Raw genomic sequence first — 18,852 nt, forward strand, 5'->3', positions numbered from 1 at the left:
GTCAGCCGGCGAGTGCCTTCATCTCGCGATACAGGTCGGCCTTGCCTTCGAAGCCGATGCCGGGCAGGTCGGGCAGCGTCACGTAGCTGTTCTCCACCTTCACGCCATCGGGGAAGCCGCCATAGGGCTGGAACAGGTCGGGGTACGACTCGTTGCCACCCAGGCCCAGGCCCGCCGCGATGTTCAGGGACATCTGGTGGCCGCCGTGCGGGATGCAGCGGCTGGGCGACCAGCCGTGTTGCTTCAACATCTCCAGCGTGCGCAGGTATTCCACCAGGCCGTACGACAGCGCGCAGTCGAACTGCAGCCAGTCGCGGTCGGGGCGCATGCCGCCGTAGCGGATCAGGTTGCGCGCATCCTGCATGGAGAAGAGGTCTTCGCCCGTCGCCATCGGGTTCTTGTAGTAGTTGCGCAGCGTCGCCTGCAGCTCGAAGTCCAGCGGGTCGCCCGGCTCCTCGTACCAGAACAGGTCGTACTGCGAGAGTGCCTTCGCATAGGCAATGGCCGTGTCCAGGTCGAAGCGGCCGTTGGCGTCCACGCACAGCTTCTGGCCGTCCTGCAGCACTTCCATGATCGCGTCGATGCGGCGCAGGTCCTCATCCAGCGAGGCGCCGCCGATCTTCTTCTTCACGACCGTGTAGCCGCGGTCGATGTAGCTGCGCATCTCGTCCTGCAGCTTCCTGTAGTCCTGGCCGGGGTAGTAGTAGCCGCCGGCCGCGTAGACGAAGATCCGGCGGTTGGGCTTGCCGTCCCCGTACCGGTCAGCCAGCAGCTGGAACAGAGGCTTGCCTTCGATCTTGGCCACCGCATCCCACACGGCCATGTCGATCGTGCCGATGGCGACCGAGCGCTCGCCGTGGCCACCCGGCTTCTCGTTCTTGAACATTGCCGCCCAGATCTTGTGCGGGTCGAGGTTGTTCCCGGTGGCGTCCACCAGGTCCGCCGGGTTCGTCTCCATGATGCGCGGAATGAACCGCTCCCGCATCATGTTGCCCTGGCCGTAGCGGCCGTTGGAGTTGAAGCCGTAGCCGATGACTGGCTTGCCATCGCGGATGACGTCGGTGACGACAGCCACGAGGCTGAGGTTCATCTTGCTAAAGTCGATGTAGGCGTTGCGAATCGACGAGCTGATGGGAACGGTCTTTTCGCGGATTTCGACGATCTTCATGGCACGGTGTCCTGGTGTTGGAAGGGATGGCCGTGATGTTCGTCGTTCGGCGGCCGCAAGGCCAATGCTGGTTTTGGCTCGTACGATGCGCGGCACGAACCGCCCCTTATGAAATTCGACTTCACCTGGCTCGAGGACTTCCTGGCGCTCGCCGCCACGGGCAACTTCACCCGCGCGGCCGAGGACAGGCACAGCTCGCAGCCGGCCTTCAGCCGCCGCATCCGCGCGCTGGAGGAGTGGATCGGGGCACCGCTGGTGGACCGCAGCACGCAGCCGGCGCGGCTGACCGAAGTCGGTGAATGGTTCAGGGCGGTGGCGCAGGAACTCGTCGCGCGCACCACCCGCCTGCCGGGCGAGGCGAAGCAGGTTGCCGAAGCGAGCGCCGGCACGCTTCGGATCGCGAGCACGCACACGTTGGCGTTCACGTTCCTGCCGAAGTGGCTGCGCGGGCTGGAATCGACGCTGGCCCTCGGCCCCGTCGAACTCACGTCCGACGTGATGGCGCGTTGCGAGGCCCAGATGCGAGAGGGCAAGGTCCACTTCGTGCTCGCGCATTCGCACCCGTTGGTCCAGGGCGCGCTCGAGACTGACGCCTACCAGTCCGCGGTCATCGGCCGCGATCGCCTTGTCGCCGTGTCGAAGCCGTCATCCGGCAGCAAGCCCGTGCATCGCCTCGAGAAGAAGCCCGCGCAAGGCAGCGTGCCGGTACTCGCCTATTCCGAGGAGTCCGGCATGGGCCGAGTGGTCCGCTCGGTGCTCGGGCGCAAGCTGGAGGCGATCCCGGGCCATGTCATCTTCACCGCGCACCTCGCTTCGGTGCTTCGTTCGATGGCATTGGACGGCCGCGGTATCGCCTGGTTGCCGCACACGTTGATCGAGGAAGACCTCGCGTTGAAGCGGCTCGTGCCGGCGGCGGAGGATGCCTGGGGCGTCGACCTGGAGATTCGCCTCTATCGCCAGCGCGAGGCGATCGGGCGGGCCGCGGAGGCTTTCTGGCACGCAGCGAACTAGGGTTCTCCCCATAAGAAAATTCCTGCCTCCCGCTTCGCGGCGCAGCTCTACCATTCCTTCCCACCCAGTCGTACAGGGAGTCGGCAATGGATAGGCTCAAAGGTCCTGCAGCTGATGCGATCGCGGGCAGCGCCCTCAAGGGCATGCTCGCTTCCCGCGGCGACGCGTTGTTGCTTACCCACCAGGACGTTCGCAGGGCGGAGTCTCTGCTCACGATGGCCGCGAGGATGGGGCGGCTCGGTGCCTGGTCGGTCGAAGTGCCTGCCATGGACCTCACCTGGTCGGACAAGGTCTGTGCGATCCATGGCGTCGCCCCCGGCTACAAGTGCTCCGTGGAGCGCGCCATCGAGTTCTACCTGCCGAATTGCCGCGACACGATCCGCAGGGCGTTCGACCAGTGCGTGCTTCAAGGCACGCCGTTCGACCTGGAACTGCAGATCCTCGATGCCACGGGCCGGCACGTGTGGGTGAGGTCGATCGGCGCCGCGGAGCGCGACGACGATGGCCGCATCGTCCGGGTGCAAGGCGCCTTCCAGGACATCACGGCGAGCAAGCTCGCCGCGGAGCACAACCGGGAGCTCGCCGAGCGCCTGTCGATGACCCTGGACTCGCTGACCGAGGGCTTCTTCACCGTCGACCGCGACTGGCGCTTCACCTTCATCAATCCGCAGGCCGAGAAGCTGATCCGGCGCGACCGGTATCAGCTGCTGGGCCGGTGCCTCTGGGACGAGTTCCCGGACCTGCTCGACACGCAGGTGGCATTCCAGTACCACAAGGCCATGGCGACGAACACGCCGGTGGAGTTCGAGGACTACTACGCACCGCTCGAGGCGTGGTTCCACGTGCGCGCTTCGCCCTCGCCGCAAGGCCTTGCCGTGTGCTTCCACGACATCACGCAGAGCGTGCGCTCCCGCGAGGAGGCCCTGCGCCTCAACGGCGCGCTGGAGGAGCGCGTGCGCGAACGCACGGCCGAACTGCAGGCCGCCAACCGCGAGCTGGAGGCGTTCTCGTACTCCGTTGCCCACGACCTGCGCGGCCCGCTCTCGGCCATCAGCGGCTTCGCGCAGAGCCTGCAGGAGCGCGAGGGCCACAAGCTGTCGGCCGCCGGCGTGAACTACCTGCAACGCATCCGGCGCGCGGCCGGCAACATGGACGAGATGACGACGGGCCTGCTCACCCTCGCCAAACTGTCGCGCACGGCGATGCACATGGAGCGCGTCGACATCAGCGCGCTCGCGTGCGAAGCGCTGGGCTTCCTGCAGGCTCGCGACCCCGCCAGGAAAGTGCAACTGCGCATCGCGAGGAACCTGCAGGCCGAGGGCGACCGCGTGCTCCTCGCGCGCGTCTTCGAGAACCTGCTGTCGAATGCGTGGAAGTTCACGGCGAAGCAGGAGCGCGCCGTGATCGAAGTGGGCGTCGAGGCGTACGTCGAAGGCTACGACGTGTTCTTCGTGCGCGACAACGGCGCGGGCTTCGACATGCAGTACGCCAGCCGCCTCTTCGGGGTGTTCGAGCGGCTGCACCCGGTGAGCGAGTTCGAGGGCACCGGCGTCGGGCTGGCGACCGTGCAGAAGATCATCACCATGCACAAGGGCCGCATCTGGGCGACGTCGGCGCCGGGGCAGGGCGCCACCTTCCACTTCATGCTGGGCGGGCAGGCGACGGGGTTCGGCGGGCTCTATTGACGAGGAAGTGCGCCAGCAGCGCGACCGGCCGGCCCGTCGCGCCCTTGTCGGCGCCGCTTCGTGACGCAGTCCCGGCGATGTCGAGGTGCACCCACGGGTAAGCCCTCGTGAACCGCGAGAGGAAGCAGGCGGCGGTGATCGCATCGGCGGGGTGCGAGCCGGTGTTCGGCAGGTCCGCGAAGTTGGATTTCAGCGCTTCCTGGTAGTCGTCCCACAGCGGCATCTGCCAGGCGCGGTCCCAGGCGCTGTCGCCGGCCTCGATGACTTCGCGCGCGAGCGCGTCGCGGTTCGAGAACACGCCCGAGGCAACGGGCCCGAGTGCGCTGACGATGGCGCCGGTGAGCGTGGCGACGTCGACAACCACCGCGGGGTTGAAACGCTCCGCGTAAGTGAGCGCATCGCAGAGCACGACCCGGCCTTCGCAATCGGTATCGAGGATTTCGACGGTCTGGCCCGACATCGTCGTCACCACGTCACCCGGCTTGACGGCGTTGTCGCCGGGCATGTTCTCGGTGGCGGCGACGATGCCGACGATGTTCAGCGGCAGCTTCATGAGCGCAGCCGCGTGCATCGCACCGAGCACGGCCGCGGCGCCGCACATGTCGAACTTCATCTCGTCCATCTCGTGCGCCGGCTTGATCGAGATGCCGCCCGCATCGAAGGTGATGCCCTTGCCGACCAGCACGACCGGCTGCGCACGCGGCGCGCCACCGTGGTACTGCAGCACGACCAGCTTGGGGGGCTCCCGGCTGCCGCGTGCCACGGCGAGGAAGGCGCCCATGCCCAGCTTCTCGATCTGCTCCCGCTCGAAAACGTTCACCTCGAAACCGTGGCGCCTGCCGAGTTCCACTGCCTTGTCGGCGAGATAGGTCGGCGTGCACAGGTTGCCGGGCATGTCGCCGAGGTTGCGCGCGAGCATCACGCCTTCGGCGATCGCCACGCCGCGGTCGATGGCGGCCTGGCACGGCGCGTCGGCGCGGAAGGCGACCTTTCGCAAGACCTGCTTGCGAGGCGACGGCTTGGTCTTCAACGTGTCGAAGCAATACAGGCCGTCCATCACGGCAAGGACCGCCCGCTCGATCTTCCACGCCTCGTCGCGGCCGTTCACCGGCAGTTCATGGAGACAGAGAATCGCGTCCGTCGCGCCCGTTGCGCGCAGGACCTTCATGGCCGAGGCGAGGGCCGCGAGGTAACGGCTTTCCCCGAATTCGTCCTCCGGGCCGAGGCCGACGAGCAGCACGCGCTCGGCATTTCCAACGCCGTGCAGCATAAGCGTCGTGCCGAGCTCGCCGTGCATGTCGCCGTGCAAGCTCTCGAAGGAAGCCACCAGTTCGCGAGCCGAAGGCGAAAGCACACGGCCCTCGTACACACCCACCACGATGCAGCCGGTGCGCTGGGTGTCCAGCCTGCCGCTCGCTAGGCCGAATTCCATGGCTGCCGCTCCGCGATGCGCCGCGCGAACACGCCAACGACTTCCCGGTACAGCGCTTCGCCCAGCACCTGGTCCTCGTTGCCCGCGTCGATGTTCGGGTTGCAGTTCACCTCGATCAGGTAAACGCGGTCGCCGTCCTGCTTCAGGTCGACGCCGTACAGCCCGCGGCCGATCAGGTTGGCGGCGCGCACGGCCATGCTCACCACCTGCTCCGGCGCTTCACCCACCGACATCGCCACCGTCTTGCCTTCGATCAGCTTCTGGCCTTCGGCCACCTGGTTCACCTTCCAGTGGCCGGGCGCCATGAAGTACTTGGCGACGAAGAGCGGGCGGCGGTCGTAGACGCCCACGCGCCAGTCGAAGCCGGTGGGCAGCCATTCCTGCGCGACGATGAGTTCGGAGACCTTGAAGAAGCGCTCCGCCTCGCGCCGCAGGTCCTCGTCCGATTCGATCTTCAGCACGTCGAGGCCGAAGCCGCTGTCCGGCAGCTTCAGCACGCAGGGCAGGCCCAGCGTCGGCACCACCTGGTCGAGGATCGTGCGATGAACGATCAGCGTGCGCGGCTGCGTGATGCGGTGCCGGTTCATCAACTCGTGCATGTAGACCTTGTTGAGGCACTTCAGGATCGACTGCGGGTCGTCCACGACGGGCATGCCCAGTGCCTCGGCGCGCCGGACGAACTCGTAGATCACGCCGTTGACCTCGGGGCTTGCGCGGTTGAAGAGGCCGTCGAATTCCTGCAGGCGCTCCAGCGCATCGGGGCCGATCAGTTCGGCTTCCATGCCCACGAGCGGAGCGGCCTTCACCAGGCGATGCAGCGCCTCCTTGTTGGAGGGCTTGTGCGGCTCCTTCTCGTCCCACAGGATCGCCAGCCGTGGCTTGCGTTCGGCCGTGCGCCGCGCCTTGGGCGCGGACGTTTCCGGGATGAACGCCTTGACCGCATCGAGGAGAAAAGGGCGGTGCTGCGGCGGGATGTCGGCCAGGCCGATCGCCTGCACCGCTTCGAGTTGCCAGCGGCCCTCGACGCGGCGGAACATCGCGCGCAGCAGCGGCGCCCGCACGCTCGCGAAGAGCTTCTCCGAAAGCGCGGGGTGGCGTTCGGCAGGGTCCTTGCCCAGGTACGCGTTCAGCTCGAAGCGGTCGCTTTCGTCGTGGCGCAGCGTCGCCTGCACCAGGGTCTCCAGCTCACCGGCCAGGGCCTGCACCCGCGCTTGCGACTTCAGGTCCTCGACCGTCTTGACGTCCGGCAGCGAGCGCTGGCCGCGCGCTTCGGCCAGCAGCGACACGTAGTAGCCGCGGCCCTGGTAGCGGCCGGTGCGGCAGAGGTTGAGCAGCTGCACGCCGGGCTCGGCGTCGCCGTCGGGCTCCGCGAGGTAGCGGCGCGCCGTGAGGACGGTCGCGTCCGGGATCTCGAGCCATTCCTGCTGGTGTTCGGTGACGATGACGGTGCGCATCGCCCCATGCTGGGCCGCGGCGCCCGGGCGTGCCGTCGGCGAGGGCCGACGGCTCCTGTCGGGCGAGCGTGTCAGCTCGCTAGGCCGCCTGCCGGCCCGGCGCCTCGCAACCTTCCTTGCAGCGGTATTGCAGCGCCCCCGCCAGCCGGAACGGCATGAGCCGCGAGCGGGGCAGGTGGCGCCCGCAGACGATGCAGCTCATCGTGGCCCCGAACGGGCCGGGGAACTCGGTGCCGCTCGCCTTCGATTTGTAGCGCAGGCCGTTGGCCCGCACCTTCGTCGTGACCTCACCCTTCATGAGCGCCGTCGCTCGGGGCGGGTGCGTTCGCCGGCGCGGGGGCGGGCTGGGGGGCGGACTTGCGCGCGGCCTTTTCGGCCTTCTTGCGCTTTTTCTCGAGCTCGCGCTGGCGCTTCTCGAAACCGTAGTTGGGTTTGGGCATGGGGCCATTCTGCGCCCGTTTTCGGGGACCGCCTACTATCCGGTCCACCATGAAAACCCCTGAAAAAGACGCCCTCCTGCGCACCCTGCAAACCCGCTTCGAGAAGCACATCCCGCGCCACCGCAAGGCGGCATGGAAGGACGTGCTGGCGAGGCTGGACGCCAAGGCCATCAAGGCGCTGCAGGCGATGGAAGCCTCCGGCGGCGAGCCGGACGTTGTGGACCTGGGCGGCCCCGCCGGCCGATACACCTTTTGCGATTGCGCCCCCGAATCGCCCGCCGGCCGGCGCAGCCTGTGCTACGACCGCGAAGCGCTCGACTCGCGCAAGGAAAACAAGCCCGCCGGCAGCGCCGTGGAGGAGGCAGCGGCCATGGGCATCGAGCTGCTCAACGAGGAGCAGTACCGCGCGCTGCAGCAGCTCGGCGAATTCGACCTGAAGACGTCGAGCTGGATCCTCACGCCGCCCGAGGTGCGCAGGCTCGGCGGCTCGCTGTTCTGCGACCGCCGCTTCGGCCGCGTGTTCACCTACCACAACGGTGCGCAGTCGTACTACGCCGCGCGGGGTTTCCGGGGCGTGCTCAGCGTCTGACCGATACGCACTGTTCCCCTCCTCCGACAGCCCCCGCTGCCACGGCCCGGCCATGCTGGGGAAAACAGGGAGAACCGCAGTGCAACCCCAACCGCAGCCCGGCGTGGTGCTCGCGCTCGCGTCCGAGCACCCCGACGAACTCAGCGAGCACCAGCGCTGCACGCTGCTGGGCTTCGTGCGCCAGGTCGCCGCGCTGCGCGGCGAGCGGGCCGGCGGCTTCCACCACCCGGGCGCCACGCACGACGAGCGGCCGTTCTTCGTGCCGCAAGACACGTTGACCACCGAGGAGGCGGCCGCGCTCGGCATCCACGGGCCGCAGCAGTTGTTCGGCGGCGTGGTGCCGCATGCCTTCGTCGCCACGAAAGCGATCAGCCACGCGCTCGTCGACCCGGGCGCGACTTGTGTGCACGGCTGGGTCCACGGCCTCGCGGCCGGCATCGAAGCATGCGTGTTGCCGGGGTTCACCGTGTTCGATCAGGGCGACGCGCTCACGGCGGGGCAGCGCCTGCTCGCCCGCGGGCCGGTGCGGCTCAAGCCGGTGCGCGCCAGCGGCAGCCGCGGCCAGAGCGTGGCGCAGGATGACGCGTCGTTGCGTCGGGCGGTCGCGCAAATGGACCCGCACGAGATCGCGACGCACGGGCTGGTGGTGGAGGTGCAGGTGGATGAGCTGCACACCTTCAGCATCGGCCAGGTGCAGGTGGCCGGCCTCACGGCCAGCTATTTCGGCGTGCAGCGCTCCACTCGCGACAACGAAGGCGTGTCGGCCTACGGCGGCTCCTCCCTGACCCTTGTGCGCGGCGGCTACGACGCCTTGCTGGCCCTGCGACCCGCGCCCGAGGTGATGCACGCCATCGGGCAGGCGCGCTGCTACGACGACGCGGTCAGTGCCTGTTATCCCGGGTTCCACACGTCGCGCAGCAATTGCGACGTGCTGCTGGGCCGGGACGCTTCGGGCACGCTGCTGTGCGGCGTGCTGGAGCCGTCGTGGCGCGTGGGCGGCGCCACGGGCGCGGAGCTGGCCGCGCTGGAACGCTTCGCGGCCGACCCGGGCTGCAAGCTCGTGCGCGCCTCCTGCCACGAGGTTTACGGCGACAGCCCCGAGCCGCCGCCTTCGGCCACCGTGCACTACCGCGGCATCGACCCGCGCCAGGGCCCGCTGACCAAGTACACGGTCCTGGAGGACGAATGAGCACTCGCGCGCGCACCATCGACATCCCCGTGGACGGCCAGCACATCGACGGCACGCTCGTCGGCCCGGACACGCTCGTGCCCGGCGTGCTGCTGGTGCACGGGTGGGACGGCAGCCAGGAGCAGTACACCGCGCGCGCCCACGAGATCGCGGCCATGGGCTGCATCTGCCTCACCTTCGACCTGCGCGGCCACGTGCGCCACCAGGCCGAGCGCGACACCGTCACGCGCGAGGACAACCTGCGCGACCTGCTGTGCGCGTACGACGTGCTGGTCGGCCACCCCTCGGTGGACCCGCGCGCGGTGGCGATCGTCGGTAGCAGCTACGGCGGCTACCTCGCGGCGATCGCGTCGTCCCTGCGGCCGGTGCGCTGGCTCGGGCTGCGCGTGCCGGCGCTGTACGAGGACGAGGACTGGGACCGGCCCAAGAACTCGCTCGACCGCGAGCGGCTCAAGGCCTATCGCAACCGCGACCTGCCGCCCGATGCCAACCGCGCACTCGTCGCCTGCACGCAGTTCAAGGGCGACGTCCTCATCGTCGAATCGGAGCACGACGACCTCGTGCCGCACCCGGTGATCCAGAACTACAAGAAGGCGCTCGCGCAGGCGCAGTCGGTCACCTACCGCGTGATCGCGGGCGCCGACCACGCGCTGTCGAAGAAGGAATGGCAGCAGAACTACACCTCGCTGCTCGTGCACTGGATGACGGAGATGGTGCTCAACGCGCGCGCCGGGCGCACCAGCCCCGCGGCCCAGATGCCGCTCGCGCGCTCCGCGCAGGCCACGCCGCAGGACTGACGGGGGCACCTTGACGCGCCCGCGCCGCTGTGCGACAAGGCGCGCATGGCAACGCTCGCGCAGTGGCTGGCCGGCATCGGGCTTACGCAGTATGCGGAGGTGCTCGCGAGCAACGACGTCGATCTCGAGGCGGCCGCGCACCTGACCGATGCGGACCTCGTGTCGCTGGGCATGTCGCTGGGGCACCGGCGCAAGTTCCTTGCGGCGGCCGAGGCCTTGCGCAGTGCGTCTGCGCCGCCGCCTGCGGCCACCCCGGCCTCGCCGGCCTCGCCGGCCTCGCAGGTGGAGCGCCGCCAGGTCACCGTGCTCTTCGCGGACCTCGTCGGGTCCACCGCGCTCGCCACGATGCTGGACCCGGAGGAGATGGGCCTGCTGCTGCGGCAGTTCCAGAACGCGTGCAGCGAGCGCATCGCGGCCAACGAAGGCTACGTCGCCAAGCTGATGGGCGATGGCGTGCTCGCCTACTTCGGCTACCCCGCCGCGAGCGAGAACTCGGCCGAGAGCTCAGTGCGCGCCGGCCTGGAGATCGTGCGTGCGATCACGGCGTTGCGCCGCCCCGACGGCGGCAGCTGCGAAACGCGCGTGGGCATCGCGACCGGTGTGGTCGTCGTGGGCGAGCTGATCGGGGCCGACTCCGCGCAGGAGCGCACGATCGTCGGCGAGACGCCGAACATGGCCGCGCGCCTGCAGGCACTGGCCGCGCCGGGTGAAGTGCTCGCGAGCGAACTCACCCGGCAGCTCGCCGGCCGCTTCTTCGACAGCGAGTTCCGCGGCGTGCACGACCTGAAAGGCTTCGCGCAGCCGGTGCCGGTGTGGCGCATGGCGCGCGAGCTGGAGGTGGAAAGCCGCTTCGCCGCGGCGCGTGCGGATTCCGCGGCGCGCCTGTTCATCGGGCGCGAGCGCGAGAGCGCCATCGTGCGGCAGGCCTGGCAGTCCGCGCTGCGCGGGCAGGGCCAGATGGTGATGCTGCGCGGCGAGGCGGGGATCGGCAAGTCGCGGTTGCTGGAGGTGGTTGCGTCGCACGTCGCGACGGAGCCGCGCCGGCTGCTGCGCTGCCAGTGCTCGCCGTACCGGCGCACGAGCGCGCTGTTCCCGGTGGCGCAGATGCTGCGCCGCGCGGCGGACCTGCACCCCGAGCAGGACGCGGCGGTGCAGTTCGATGCGCTGGGCCGGCTGCTCGCCGCAAGCGGGCTCGATTCGCGGCAGGCGCGGCTGCTCGTGGCGGAACTGCTGGACATCCCGACACAGGACCAGATCGCGCCGATGGAGATGACCAAGGCGCAGAAGAAGGCGCAGTCGATCGCCTTGCTCGCGCGCTGGCTCTGCGCCGCGCCCGGCGGCGGCCCCACGCTGCTGCTGGTGGAAGACGCGCACTGGATCGACCCGACCACGCAGCAACTGCTGGCCACCGCCGCCGAAGCGCTGGTGCACGAGCCGCTGCTCGTCGTGGTCACGCACCGCCCCGAGTACGAACCGCCGTGGGCCGAGCTGCCGCAGGCCACGACCGTCGCCTGCAAGAAGCTCTCGGCCGACGATTGCCGCGACCTCGTGCGCGGCATCGCGGCGCAGGCCGCGATCCAGCAGTCGGAGGTGGAGGAGATCGTGCGGCGCAGCGACGGCGTGCCGCTGTTCATCGAGGAGCTGACCAAGGCGCTCGTGGAGTCGCACTCGGCCGAAGGGCGCGCCGTGCCGGCGACGCTGCGCGATTCGCTGATGGCGCGGCTGGATCGCCTCGGCACGGCGAAGGACGTGGCGCTGGCCGCATCCGTGATCGGGCGGCAATTCACGCTCGACCTGCTGCGCGAGCTGCCCGACGTGCCGGGGCACGAGCTGGAGGCCGCGCTCGGGCGCCTGTGCCAGTCGGGGCTGGCGTTCCGCGTGAGCATCGAGGACGACGCGCCCGACGCGTACAGCTTCAGCCACGCGCTGGTCCAGGAAGCCGCCTACGAGTCGCTGCTGAAGTCGCGGCGCATCGCCTTGCATGCGAAGGTGGCCGATGCGCTGGCGCGGGACGGGCATGACGCCGCCGAGGTCGTGGCGTTCCACCGCAGCCGCGCCAACCAGCCGGCGCAGGCCGCGCAGGAATGGATGCGCGCGGCCGATGCCGCGTCGGCGCGATCGGCTTTCGCCGAAGCGCTGGGCTGCCTCGACCAGGCGCTGGAGGAGGCGCGGCGCGCCGGCGGCGACGCGGGCGAGCGTCTCGAGCTGGACGCGACGCTCAAGCGCAGCGCGATCATCGTCATCCAGGCCGGCCCGCAGAGCCCGGATGCGACGCCCGTGCTCGAACAGGCGCGCGCGCTGGCCGAGCGCCAGGGGCTGGATCGGCCGCTGTTCCAGGCCACGTGGGGCCTGTACCTGAACGCCGCGGCGTCGCGGCGCTTCGACGACGCCGACCGGCACGGGCATGCGCTGAAGGACATCGTGGGCCGGATGGGCGACACGGACCTCGCGTTCGAGAGCCTGCACCACCTGTGGGGCATGGCCTTCTTCAAGGGCCATACGCGCGAGCTGAGGCAACTGGCAGAGCGCGGCGTGCGCGACTACCGCCGCGAAAGGCATCACGTGCTGGCCCATGTCTACGCGGGGCACGACCCGGGCGTGTGCGCGTGGGCCTGCATGCTGCACGCCGGGCACCTGCTGGGTCGCGCGGCCGAGTGCCGAGGGATGGCGGCGCACGGCGTGGAGCTTGCGCAGTCGCTCGGGCACCCCACCAGTATCCAGTTCATGCACGGGTCCGTGGCGACGATGCACTTCCTCGGGGGCTTCCACGAGGACGCGCTGGAGCATGCCAACCTGCAGCTGGAACTGGCGCGGCGCTACGCGTTCGACGCAGCCGTGCCCTCGGCCGCTTTCCATGCCGCGGCGGTGCAGCAGCTGGCCGACCCGGTGGGCCGGCCGCTCACCGTGCTGCGCGAGACCTATGCCGGTGCGTTGAAGTACGGCTTCAGCGCGCTGTACCCCGCCGTGATGTACTGCGAAGCGCTCGTGCGCGCGGGTTGCGCGGAGGAAGGCTTGCGGGCGATCGAGCAGGTGATCGGGACGATGCCGGATGCGCAGGTCGGGATGAACATGCCCGAGATGTGGCGCGCGCGCGGGCGCGCGGCGCTCGCCGCATCGCGCGGCAACGCGCAGCAGGCGCAGCAGTGCTTCGAGACGGCGCTGCGCATCGCGCAGGAGCAGGAAGCACTGATGTACGGCCTGCGCGCGGCCGTCGAACTCGCCCGGCTGCACGAAGGCGAGGGCCGGCGCGAAGAGGCCCGCACGGTCCTCGGCCGGGTGCTGGAAGGCTTGCCCGACACGTGCGACTGCGCCGACCGAGACGCCGCACGCGGCCTCTTCACGCAACTGCTCTGAGCGCCTCTGCTACATTAACCAACCGATCGGTCGGTTAATTTCGGGCAACACCATGAAGACGCTCCAGAGCTACATCGCGGGCCAATGGCTCGGCACGCAATCCGCGCAGGTGCTGCGCAGCGCCGTCAACGGCAAACCCGTCGCCGCCACGCATGCGGAGAAGGTCGACTTCGCGGCGGCCGTCGAACATGCGCGCAAGGTCGGCGTGCCGAACTTGATGAAGCTGGACTTCCAGCAGCGGGCCGAGCGGCTGAAGGCGCTCGCCAAGTTCCTCGGCGAACGCAAGGAGGAGCTGTACGCGATCTCCGCGCACACGGGCGCCACGCGCACCGACAGCTGGATCGATATCGAAGGCGGCAGCGGCACGCTGTTCGCGTATGCGAGCGTGGGTGCGAACGAGCTGCCTTCGGGCAACGTGGTGCATGAAGGGCCGGCGATGCCGCTGGGCAAAAAGGGCGGGTTCGCGGGCACGCACATCCTCGTGCCGCGCGGCGGGGTGGCGGTGCACATCAACGCGTTCAATTTCCCGGTGTGGGGCTTGCTGGAGAAGTTCGCACCGAGCTTCCTCGCGGGCGTGCCCTGCATCGGCAAGCCGGCGACTTCGACGAGCTACCTCACCGAGGCGATGGTGCGGCTGGTGATGGAGTCCGGCCTGCTGCCCGAGGGGTCCCTGCAGCTCGTGATCGGCTCGACCGGCGACCTGCTGGACCGTCTAGATGGCAGCGACGTGGTCACGTTCACGGGTTCCGCGGATACCGCCGCGAAGCTGCGCGTGCACCCGAACATCGTGCGGCAGTCGATCCCGTTCAACGCGGAAGCGGATTCATTGAACATGGCCGTCCTTGCCCCGGACGTGACGCCGGATGACGAGGAATTCGACCTCTACGTGAAGGAGGTCGCGCGCGAGATGACGGTGAAGGCCGGCCAGAAGTGCACCGCCATCCGCCGCGCGATCGTGCCGGCGAAATACGTGGACGAAGTGGCGAAGCGGCTGAGGGCACGGCTCGCGAAGGTGGTTGCGGGCGACCCCGCGCTCGAAGACGTGAAGATGGGCGCGCTGGCTTCGCACGACCAGCAGCAGGACGTGGCCGCGCGCGTCGAGGCGTTGATGAAGAGCGCCGAGCTCGTGTTCGGCGCGAAGGACGGTTTCTCGCCGAAAGGCGAGGGCGTGGCCGAAGGCGCGTTCTTCTCGCCGACGCTGCTGCTGGCGAAGAACCCGATGCGTGACGATGCCGTGCACGACATCGAAGCGTTCGGGCCGGTGAGCACGCTCATGCCCTACGACACGCTCGACGACGCGCTGGCGCTGGCTGCGCGGGGGAAGGGCTCTCTGGTGGGTACGCTGGTCACGAAAGACCCGTCCACCGCGGCGCGCTTCGTGCCTGCGGCCGCGGCGACGCATGGGCGCATCCTCGTGCTGGATCGCGAAGCCGCTGCCGAATCCACCGGCCATGGTTCGCCGCTGCCTGTGCTGAAGCACGGCGGCCCCGGACGTGCCGGCGGCGGCGAGGAGCTCGGTGGCATCCGCGCCGTCAAGCACTACCTGCAGCGCGCGGCTGTGCAGGGCTCGCCGACGATGCTGGCCGCCGTCACGCGCGAGCATGTTCGTGGCGCCAAGGTCAACGAGGACGGCGTGCACCCGTTCCGAAAGTATTTCGAGGACCTGAAGATCGGCGACTCCCTGCTGACGCATCGCCGCACCGTCAGCGAGGCCGACATCGTCAACTTCGGCGGCATCTCTGGCGACTATTTCTACATGCACTTCGACGAGATCGCGGCGAAGGAAAGCCCTTTCGGCAAGCGCATCGCGCACGGCTACTTCGTGCTCTCGGCGGCCGCGGGCCTTTTCGTCTCGCCCGCACCCGGGCCGGTGCTCGCCAACTACGGCCTCGACACGCTGCGCTTCATCAAGCCCGTGGGCATCGGCGACACCATCCAGGCCCGCCTGACGGCCAAGCGCAAGATCGACAAGAAGAAGGACCAGGGCGTGGTGGCGTGGGACGTGGAGGTCACGAACCAGGAGGGGCAGATGGTGGCGAGTTACGACATCCTGACGCTTGTCGCGAAGCGCGGCGGCTGAGGCAGGGAGTCTGGCCTGCCTACCGGTTTTCCGATAAGATGCGCCTAAATGGGTTGCGACTACGCGGCCGGCGCTGGGCTCCTGAGTGATCGGGGGCCCTTCTGCTTTTCAGGGGAACACTTTCAGTCCGTAGCCGTGCATCCGGCCTTCGGCGGTTGGCCCGGCCTGAGCACTGACAGCCCGATCGGCCGCGCCGTCAGGTCCGCGATCTGCAACCCCTCCGAGTTGGTTCTCTTGTTCGTGACGACCAACTCGAACGGCAGCCTCTCGCCGCGATAGTTGTCCCCGTCGCGAATCCCGCGGAATTCCAGCTCGAGCTCTTCGTCCTCGTTCGCACCGCGTGCTTCGCAAATGACGTGCGTGAGTCGGTCACCTTGCCCGTGTGAGCGAAGCAACCGGTGAAGTCTCTCGAGGCCGAAGCCGAAAGCAAGGTGGTACGGGTGCGCCGGCTTCGAATAGCGCTGCTTGTGCCGCACCTTGTCGATCACCACGGCGATGATCTTCATGGGCGCCGCAGCGATGATCAGCGCCAGCGACTCCATGAACGCATCGCGCTGCTCCTTGCCGAAGGTGGCGAAAGCTCCTCGCTTGCGCCGGATGTCCATTTCATGGAACACGACCATGTCGTGGCCGAACAGCTCGAACTTCAACTTGCGCACGGCAGGTGCGGTGAGAGTGTTGTAGTCCGCGATCCTGAAGACGCAGAACGAGAGCACGAACAAGGGATAGTGGATGTCGATGCTCTCGAGGCTGTGGTCCCCGCTCTCGTCGACATAGACGATGAAGTCGCTTTTCACCGGCGCGAGTCTAGCGGCGTGCATGAGGCAGCAACCGTCCTCCTCATACCGGGAGATTCACGTCCCCTTTTGTGATCAACGATTCTTTCGACTCGTTACTCCAAGCCGGCGTGTAGGACGGCAACCGAATCGACTCCGAAACCCGGGCTGACTCGCACGCCGAACGCTCCCCGACATTGCGCCTGCTGCCGAGCGGCTAACTTGCCGGTACACATTACCCAGGAGTACCTGCATGAACACGAAGACCCTCGCCACGATCGCGGCTGCCATCGGCGTCACGGTCGGCGGCATCGCCGTCGCCCAGGCCCAGTACATCACCTCGACGCCGGGCAACGGCGCGACGGCCACCTGCAACACGCTGCGTGGCGGCACGGGCGCGCATCGCCCCGACCCGAATGCCTGCGCGCCCAAGGCCGCGCCGATCGCTTCGATCCAGAAGGTCGAAGAAGTAGCCGTGGTGCCGCAACCTGAAGTAATGGCCCAGGCGCCCGCCGTGCAGGAAATGGGCGCGCCGCCCGCTCCGGAACCCGAGGTGCAGCCGATGCGCCCGGCCCGCGCGGACCGCGGCTAAGCAGCACGCTTGACGCATGACGATGGTGCCTCCGGGGCACCGTCGTCTTCGCGTGCCCGGCGTGCGATGATCCTCGCGGACGAACGCGAGGAGACGCCGATCAGCACGCAACACCCCTACACCGCCGTCGTGACCGGTGCCGCGCGCGGCATCGGCCTGGCGATTGCGCGGCAATTCCTGGCGCGCGGCGATGCCGTGGCGCTGCTCGACGTCGACGCCGGCACGCTGGCGGCGGCCGCGAAACCGCTGCAGGCGGAGTTCGGCGAGCGTGCGTTGCCCATCGAGTGCGACGTGTCGCAGCCTGCGCAGGTCGAACGCTCGATCGCACAGGTCGCTGCGAAGTCCGGGCGCATCGATGCGCTCGTCAACAATGCCGGCGTCGCGGTGTTCAAGCCGCTCGTCGAGACGACCTTCGAGGAGTGGCGGTACGTGATGTCGACAAACCTCGACGGGCCCTTCCTGTGCAGCCAGGCGTGCGTTCCGCACATGCGCGCTGCGGGTGGCGGCAGCATCGTGAACATCACGTCGATCTCGGGGCTGCGGGCGAGTACCTTGCGTGTTGCATACGGCACGAGCAAGGCGGCACTCGCGCACTTCACGCGGCAGCAGGCCGTCGAGCTGGCGATGCATGGGATCCGCGCGAATGCAGTGGCGCCGGGCCCGGTGGAGACTGCGATGGCGAAGCAGGTGCACACGCCGGCGATCCGCAAGGACTACCACGACACCATCCCGCTGGGCCGCTACGGCAGCGAGGAAGAGATCGCGGCCGTGGTGCTGTTCCTGTGCTCGCCGCAGGCGACGTACGTCACCGGCCAGGTACTGGCGGCCGATGGGGGCTTCGACGCCGCGGGCGTGGGCTTGCCGACGCTGCGGGGCGAGTGACGCGCGCTACACGGGCGGGCGACGCAGGTGCCACTCGGTGGCCTGCTGGTACGCCCAGCCGATGCGCAGGGCCATCGCTTCGTCGAAACCGCGGCAGGCGATCTGCAGCGAGGTCGGCAAGCCGGCTGGCGAGAAACCATTGGGCAGCGCGACGGCCGTGAGGTCCAGGTAGTTCGCGAACCGCGTGTAGTGCGCGGGAGCTTTCGTCTGGTCGACTTCGTCCACGGGCACCGCGGTCGTCATCGTGGTGGGCGTGAGCATCGCATCGACGCCCTCCATCGCTTTTGCGTAGGCAACCTTCAGCTTCTCGCGGTTGTTCAGCGCCTCGATGTAGTCGCGCGCGCTGAGGTCCCGGCCCGGCACGATGCGGGCGCGCACGTGCGGGTCCAGCGGCGCGGCATCGTCGTCGATGAGCTCCCGCAGGATGACGTAGCTTTCGGCCGCCATGATGCGCAGGTTCCACGCGGCGATGTCGGCGAAGGCGAAGGGCAGTTGCACGTCGACGACTTCCGCGCCCAGGCGCTGGAGCTCTTCGAGGGAGCGGTCATAGGCCTCGAGGACCTCCGCACCCGCGAACTGGCGCTCGCTGGCGGGCATGCGCGCGAGCCGCAGGCCGCGCACGCCGCGCTTGAGATGCGGCAGCGGATCGGTGTACGGGACTCGCAGCGTGCGCGGATCGAGCGCGTCCGGCCCCTGCATCGCGGTGTAGAGCAATGCCGCGTCTTCGATGCTGCGCGTCATCGGCCCCGGTGTGTCGAGCGTGGGGCTGAGCGGCAGCACGCCGTGCGTGCTGATCCGTCCGACAGTCGTCTTCAGCGACGTGATGCCGCACCACGAGGCCGGCAGGCGCACCGAGCCGCCCGTGTCGGTGCCGACGGCCCAAGGCGCGAGGCCCGCCGCCACCGCCACGCCGGAGCCGCTGCTGGAGCCGCCGGGCGTGCGCGCACGTTCGCTATCCCACGGGTTCCACGGCGTGCCCAGGTGCGTGTTGGTTCCCCAGCCGCCCATTGCGAATTCGACGGTGTGAGTCTTTCCGAGCACGATCATCCCTTGCGCGATGAGGCGCTGCGCCAGCGTCGCCGTGCGCTGCGCCTTGCGCGCGGACCACGCCTTGCAGCCGCCGGTGACCGTGCGGCCTTCGAGTTCGATCAGGTCCTTCAGCGCGATCGGCACGCCGTGAAGAGGCCCCGCCGCGTGGCCGGAGCGGATGGCGAGTTCCGCGGCGCGCGCGGCTTCGCGCGCATCGTCGGCATACACCTCGACGAAGGCGTGCAGCCGGCTGTCCTGCGCCGCGATGCGCGTGAGGAACGATTCGACGGCTTCAACCGGCGAGAGCTGCTTCGTGGCGATGCGGCGCACGAGTTCGTGCGCCGGAAGGAATGCGATGTCCTGCGTCTGCATGT

At 68.9% G+C, this 18,852-nt stretch carries 16 protein-coding genes; 9 read left to right on the plus strand and 7 right to left on the minus strand.

Annotation, left to right across the window (positions count from 1 at the left end; all coding sequences use genetic code 11):
- Position 1: 1 nt before the first annotated feature.
- Entirely contained in the window at positions 2-1,168 is a 1,167-nt protein-coding gene (locus H8R02_RS26385) for a mandelate racemase/muconate lactonizing enzyme family protein (RefSeq protein ID WP_187084507.1), read from the minus strand.
- A 108-nt stretch (positions 1,169-1,276) separates the two neighbouring features.
- On the opposite strand from H8R02_RS26385, the gene H8R02_RS26390 reads away from it, so the two are divergent.
- The gene (locus H8R02_RS26390; protein ID WP_187084508.1) at positions 1,277-2,179 is read left to right on the plus strand and encodes a LysR substrate-binding domain-containing protein; all 903 of its coding nucleotides are present in this window, start codon (positions 1,277-1,279) and stop codon (positions 2,177-2,179) included.
- Between the two features lie 86 nt (positions 2,180-2,265).
- The gene (locus H8R02_RS26395; protein WP_187084509.1) at positions 2,266-3,864 is read left to right on the plus strand and encodes a sensor histidine kinase; all 1,599 of its coding nucleotides are present in this window, start codon (positions 2,266-2,268) and stop codon (positions 3,862-3,864) included.
- Here the strand turns inward: H8R02_RS26395 and H8R02_RS26400 are convergent.
- The 4 genes from H8R02_RS26400 to H8R02_RS26415 all read right to left on the minus strand — a co-directional run bounded on the left by H8R02_RS26400 (position 3,821) and on the right by H8R02_RS26415 (position 7,190).
- The gene (locus tag H8R02_RS26400; protein ID WP_187084510.1) at positions 3,821-5,296 is read right to left on the minus strand and encodes a leucyl aminopeptidase; all 1,476 of its coding nucleotides are present in this window, start codon (positions 5,294-5,296) and stop codon (positions 3,821-3,823) included. The two genes, H8R02_RS26395 and H8R02_RS26400, sit on opposite strands and share 44 nt — an antisense overlap.
- On the minus strand, positions 5,281-6,750 hold the full coding sequence (locus H8R02_RS26405; protein ID WP_187084511.1) for a RimK family ATP-grasp domain-containing protein: 1,470 nt from the start codon (positions 6,748-6,750) through the stop codon (positions 5,281-5,283). Before H8R02_RS26405 ends, H8R02_RS26400 begins: the two co-directional genes overlap by 16 nt.
- Before the next feature lie 79 nt (positions 6,751-6,829).
- Complete coding sequence (locus tag H8R02_RS26410) at positions 6,830-7,048, minus strand: hypothetical protein (protein WP_187084512.1); 219 nt, start codon at positions 7,046-7,048, stop codon at positions 6,830-6,832.
- Positions 7,038-7,190, minus strand: coding sequence for a hypothetical protein (locus H8R02_RS26415; protein WP_187084513.1), 153 nt, complete (start codon positions 7,188-7,190; stop codon positions 7,038-7,040). Before H8R02_RS26415 ends, H8R02_RS26410 begins: the two co-directional genes overlap by 11 nt.
- Positions 7,191-7,239: 49 nt before the next feature.
- Here H8R02_RS26415 and H8R02_RS26420 point away from each other — a divergent pair, with 49 nt between their 5' ends.
- From H8R02_RS26420 to paaZ, 5 genes are all read left to right on the plus strand, one after another.
- Positions 7,240-7,779 (plus strand): DUF4256 domain-containing protein, encoded by a 540-nt coding sequence (locus H8R02_RS26420; RefSeq protein ID WP_187084514.1) that lies wholly within the window; start codon positions 7,240-7,242, stop codon positions 7,777-7,779.
- A gap of 79 nt (positions 7,780-7,858) precedes the next feature.
- Entirely contained in the window at positions 7,859-8,968 is a 1,110-nt protein-coding gene (locus tag H8R02_RS26425) for a DUF3182 family protein (protein WP_187084515.1), read from the plus strand.
- Positions 8,965-9,765 (plus strand): alpha/beta hydrolase family protein, encoded by an 801-nt coding sequence (locus tag H8R02_RS26430; RefSeq protein ID WP_187084516.1) that lies wholly within the window; start codon positions 8,965-8,967, stop codon positions 9,763-9,765. Before H8R02_RS26425 ends, H8R02_RS26430 begins: the two co-directional genes overlap by 4 nt.
- A 45-nt stretch (positions 9,766-9,810) precedes the next feature.
- A complete protein-coding gene (locus tag H8R02_RS26435; RefSeq protein ID WP_187084517.1) occupies positions 9,811-13,119 on the plus strand; it encodes an adenylate/guanylate cyclase domain-containing protein in 3,309 nt (1,102 codons plus the stop codon).
- Between the two features lie 52 nt (positions 13,120-13,171).
- Positions 13,172-15,199 carry a phenylacetic acid degradation bifunctional protein PaaZ gene (gene paaZ, locus H8R02_RS26440; protein WP_187084518.1) on the plus strand — a complete coding sequence of 676 codons (2,028 nt, stop codon included), beginning with the start codon at positions 13,172-13,174 and terminating at the stop codon, positions 15,197-15,199.
- Positions 15,200-15,321: 122 nt separating this feature from the next.
- On the opposite strand, the gene H8R02_RS26445 is transcribed toward paaZ, so the two are convergent.
- On the minus strand, positions 15,322-15,996 hold the full coding sequence (locus tag H8R02_RS26445; protein WP_222622657.1) for a DUF3800 domain-containing protein: 675 nt from the start codon (positions 15,994-15,996) through the stop codon (positions 15,322-15,324).
- Positions 15,997-16,228: 232 nt separating this feature from the next.
- Between H8R02_RS26445 and H8R02_RS26450 the strand changes: the two genes are divergently transcribed.
- Together H8R02_RS26450 and H8R02_RS26455 are read left to right on the plus strand one after the other, a co-directional pair.
- Positions 16,229-16,567, plus strand: a complete 339-nt coding sequence (locus H8R02_RS26450; RefSeq protein ID WP_187084520.1) for a hypothetical protein — start codon at positions 16,229-16,231, stop codon at positions 16,565-16,567.
- 66 nt (positions 16,568-16,633) lie between these two features.
- Positions 16,634-17,449, plus strand: coding sequence for an SDR family NAD(P)-dependent oxidoreductase (locus H8R02_RS26455; protein ID WP_187084589.1), 816 nt, complete (start codon positions 16,634-16,636; stop codon positions 17,447-17,449).
- 6 nt (positions 17,450-17,455) lie between these two features.
- On the opposite strand, the gene H8R02_RS26460 is transcribed toward H8R02_RS26455, so the two are convergent.
- Complete coding sequence (locus H8R02_RS26460) at positions 17,456-18,850, minus strand: amidase (protein WP_187084521.1); 1,395 nt, start codon at positions 18,848-18,850, stop codon at positions 17,456-17,458.
- Positions 18,851-18,852 lie beyond the last annotated feature (2 nt).

Source organism: Ramlibacter albus, from assembly GCF_014297445.1.
GTDB classification, from domain to species: domain Bacteria; phylum Pseudomonadota; class Gammaproteobacteria; order Burkholderiales; family Burkholderiaceae_C; genus Ramlibacter; species Ramlibacter albus.

Excerpts from the sequence above, each read along its gene's own strand:
- H8R02_RS26385 (WP_187084507.1), bottom strand. The coding sequence starts at position 1,168 with ATGAAGATCGTCGAAATCCGCGAAAAGACCGTTCCCATCAGCTCGTCG.
- H8R02_RS26390 (WP_187084508.1), top strand. The coding sequence starts at position 1,277 with ATGAAATTCGACTTCACCTGGCTCGAGGACTTCCTGGCGCTCGCCGCC.
- H8R02_RS26395 (WP_187084509.1), top strand. The coding sequence starts at position 2,266 with ATGGATAGGCTCAAAGGTCCTGCAGCTGATGCGATCGCGGGCAGCGCC.
- H8R02_RS26400 (WP_187084510.1), bottom strand. The coding sequence starts at position 5,296 with ATGGAATTCGGCCTAGCGAGCGGCAGGCTGGACACCCAGCGCACCGGC.
- H8R02_RS26405 (WP_187084511.1), bottom strand. The coding sequence starts at position 6,750 with ATGCGCACCGTCATCGTCACCGAACACCAGCAGGAATGGCTCGAGATC.
- H8R02_RS26410 (WP_187084512.1), bottom strand. The coding sequence starts at position 7,048 with ATGAAGGGTGAGGTCACGACGAAGGTGCGGGCCAACGGCCTGCGCTAC.
- H8R02_RS26415 (WP_187084513.1), bottom strand. The coding sequence starts at position 7,190 with ATGCCCAAACCCAACTACGGTTTCGAGAAGCGCCAGCGCGAGCTCGAG.
- H8R02_RS26420 (WP_187084514.1), top strand. The coding sequence starts at position 7,240 with ATGAAAACCCCTGAAAAAGACGCCCTCCTGCGCACCCTGCAAACCCGC.
- H8R02_RS26430 (WP_187084516.1), top strand. The coding sequence starts at position 8,965 with ATGAGCACTCGCGCGCGCACCATCGACATCCCCGTGGACGGCCAGCAC.
- H8R02_RS26435 (WP_187084517.1), top strand. The coding sequence starts at position 9,811 with ATGGCAACGCTCGCGCAGTGGCTGGCCGGCATCGGGCTTACGCAGTAT.
- paaZ (WP_187084518.1), top strand. The coding sequence starts at position 13,172 with ATGAAGACGCTCCAGAGCTACATCGCGGGCCAATGGCTCGGCACGCAA.
- H8R02_RS26450 (WP_187084520.1), top strand. The coding sequence starts at position 16,229 with ATGAACACGAAGACCCTCGCCACGATCGCGGCTGCCATCGGCGTCACG.
- H8R02_RS26455 (WP_187084589.1), top strand. The coding sequence starts at position 16,634 with ATGATCCTCGCGGACGAACGCGAGGAGACGCCGATCAGCACGCAACAC.
- H8R02_RS26460 (WP_187084521.1), bottom strand. The coding sequence starts at position 18,850 with ATGCAGACGCAGGACATCGCATTCCTTCCGGCGCACGAACTCGTGCGC.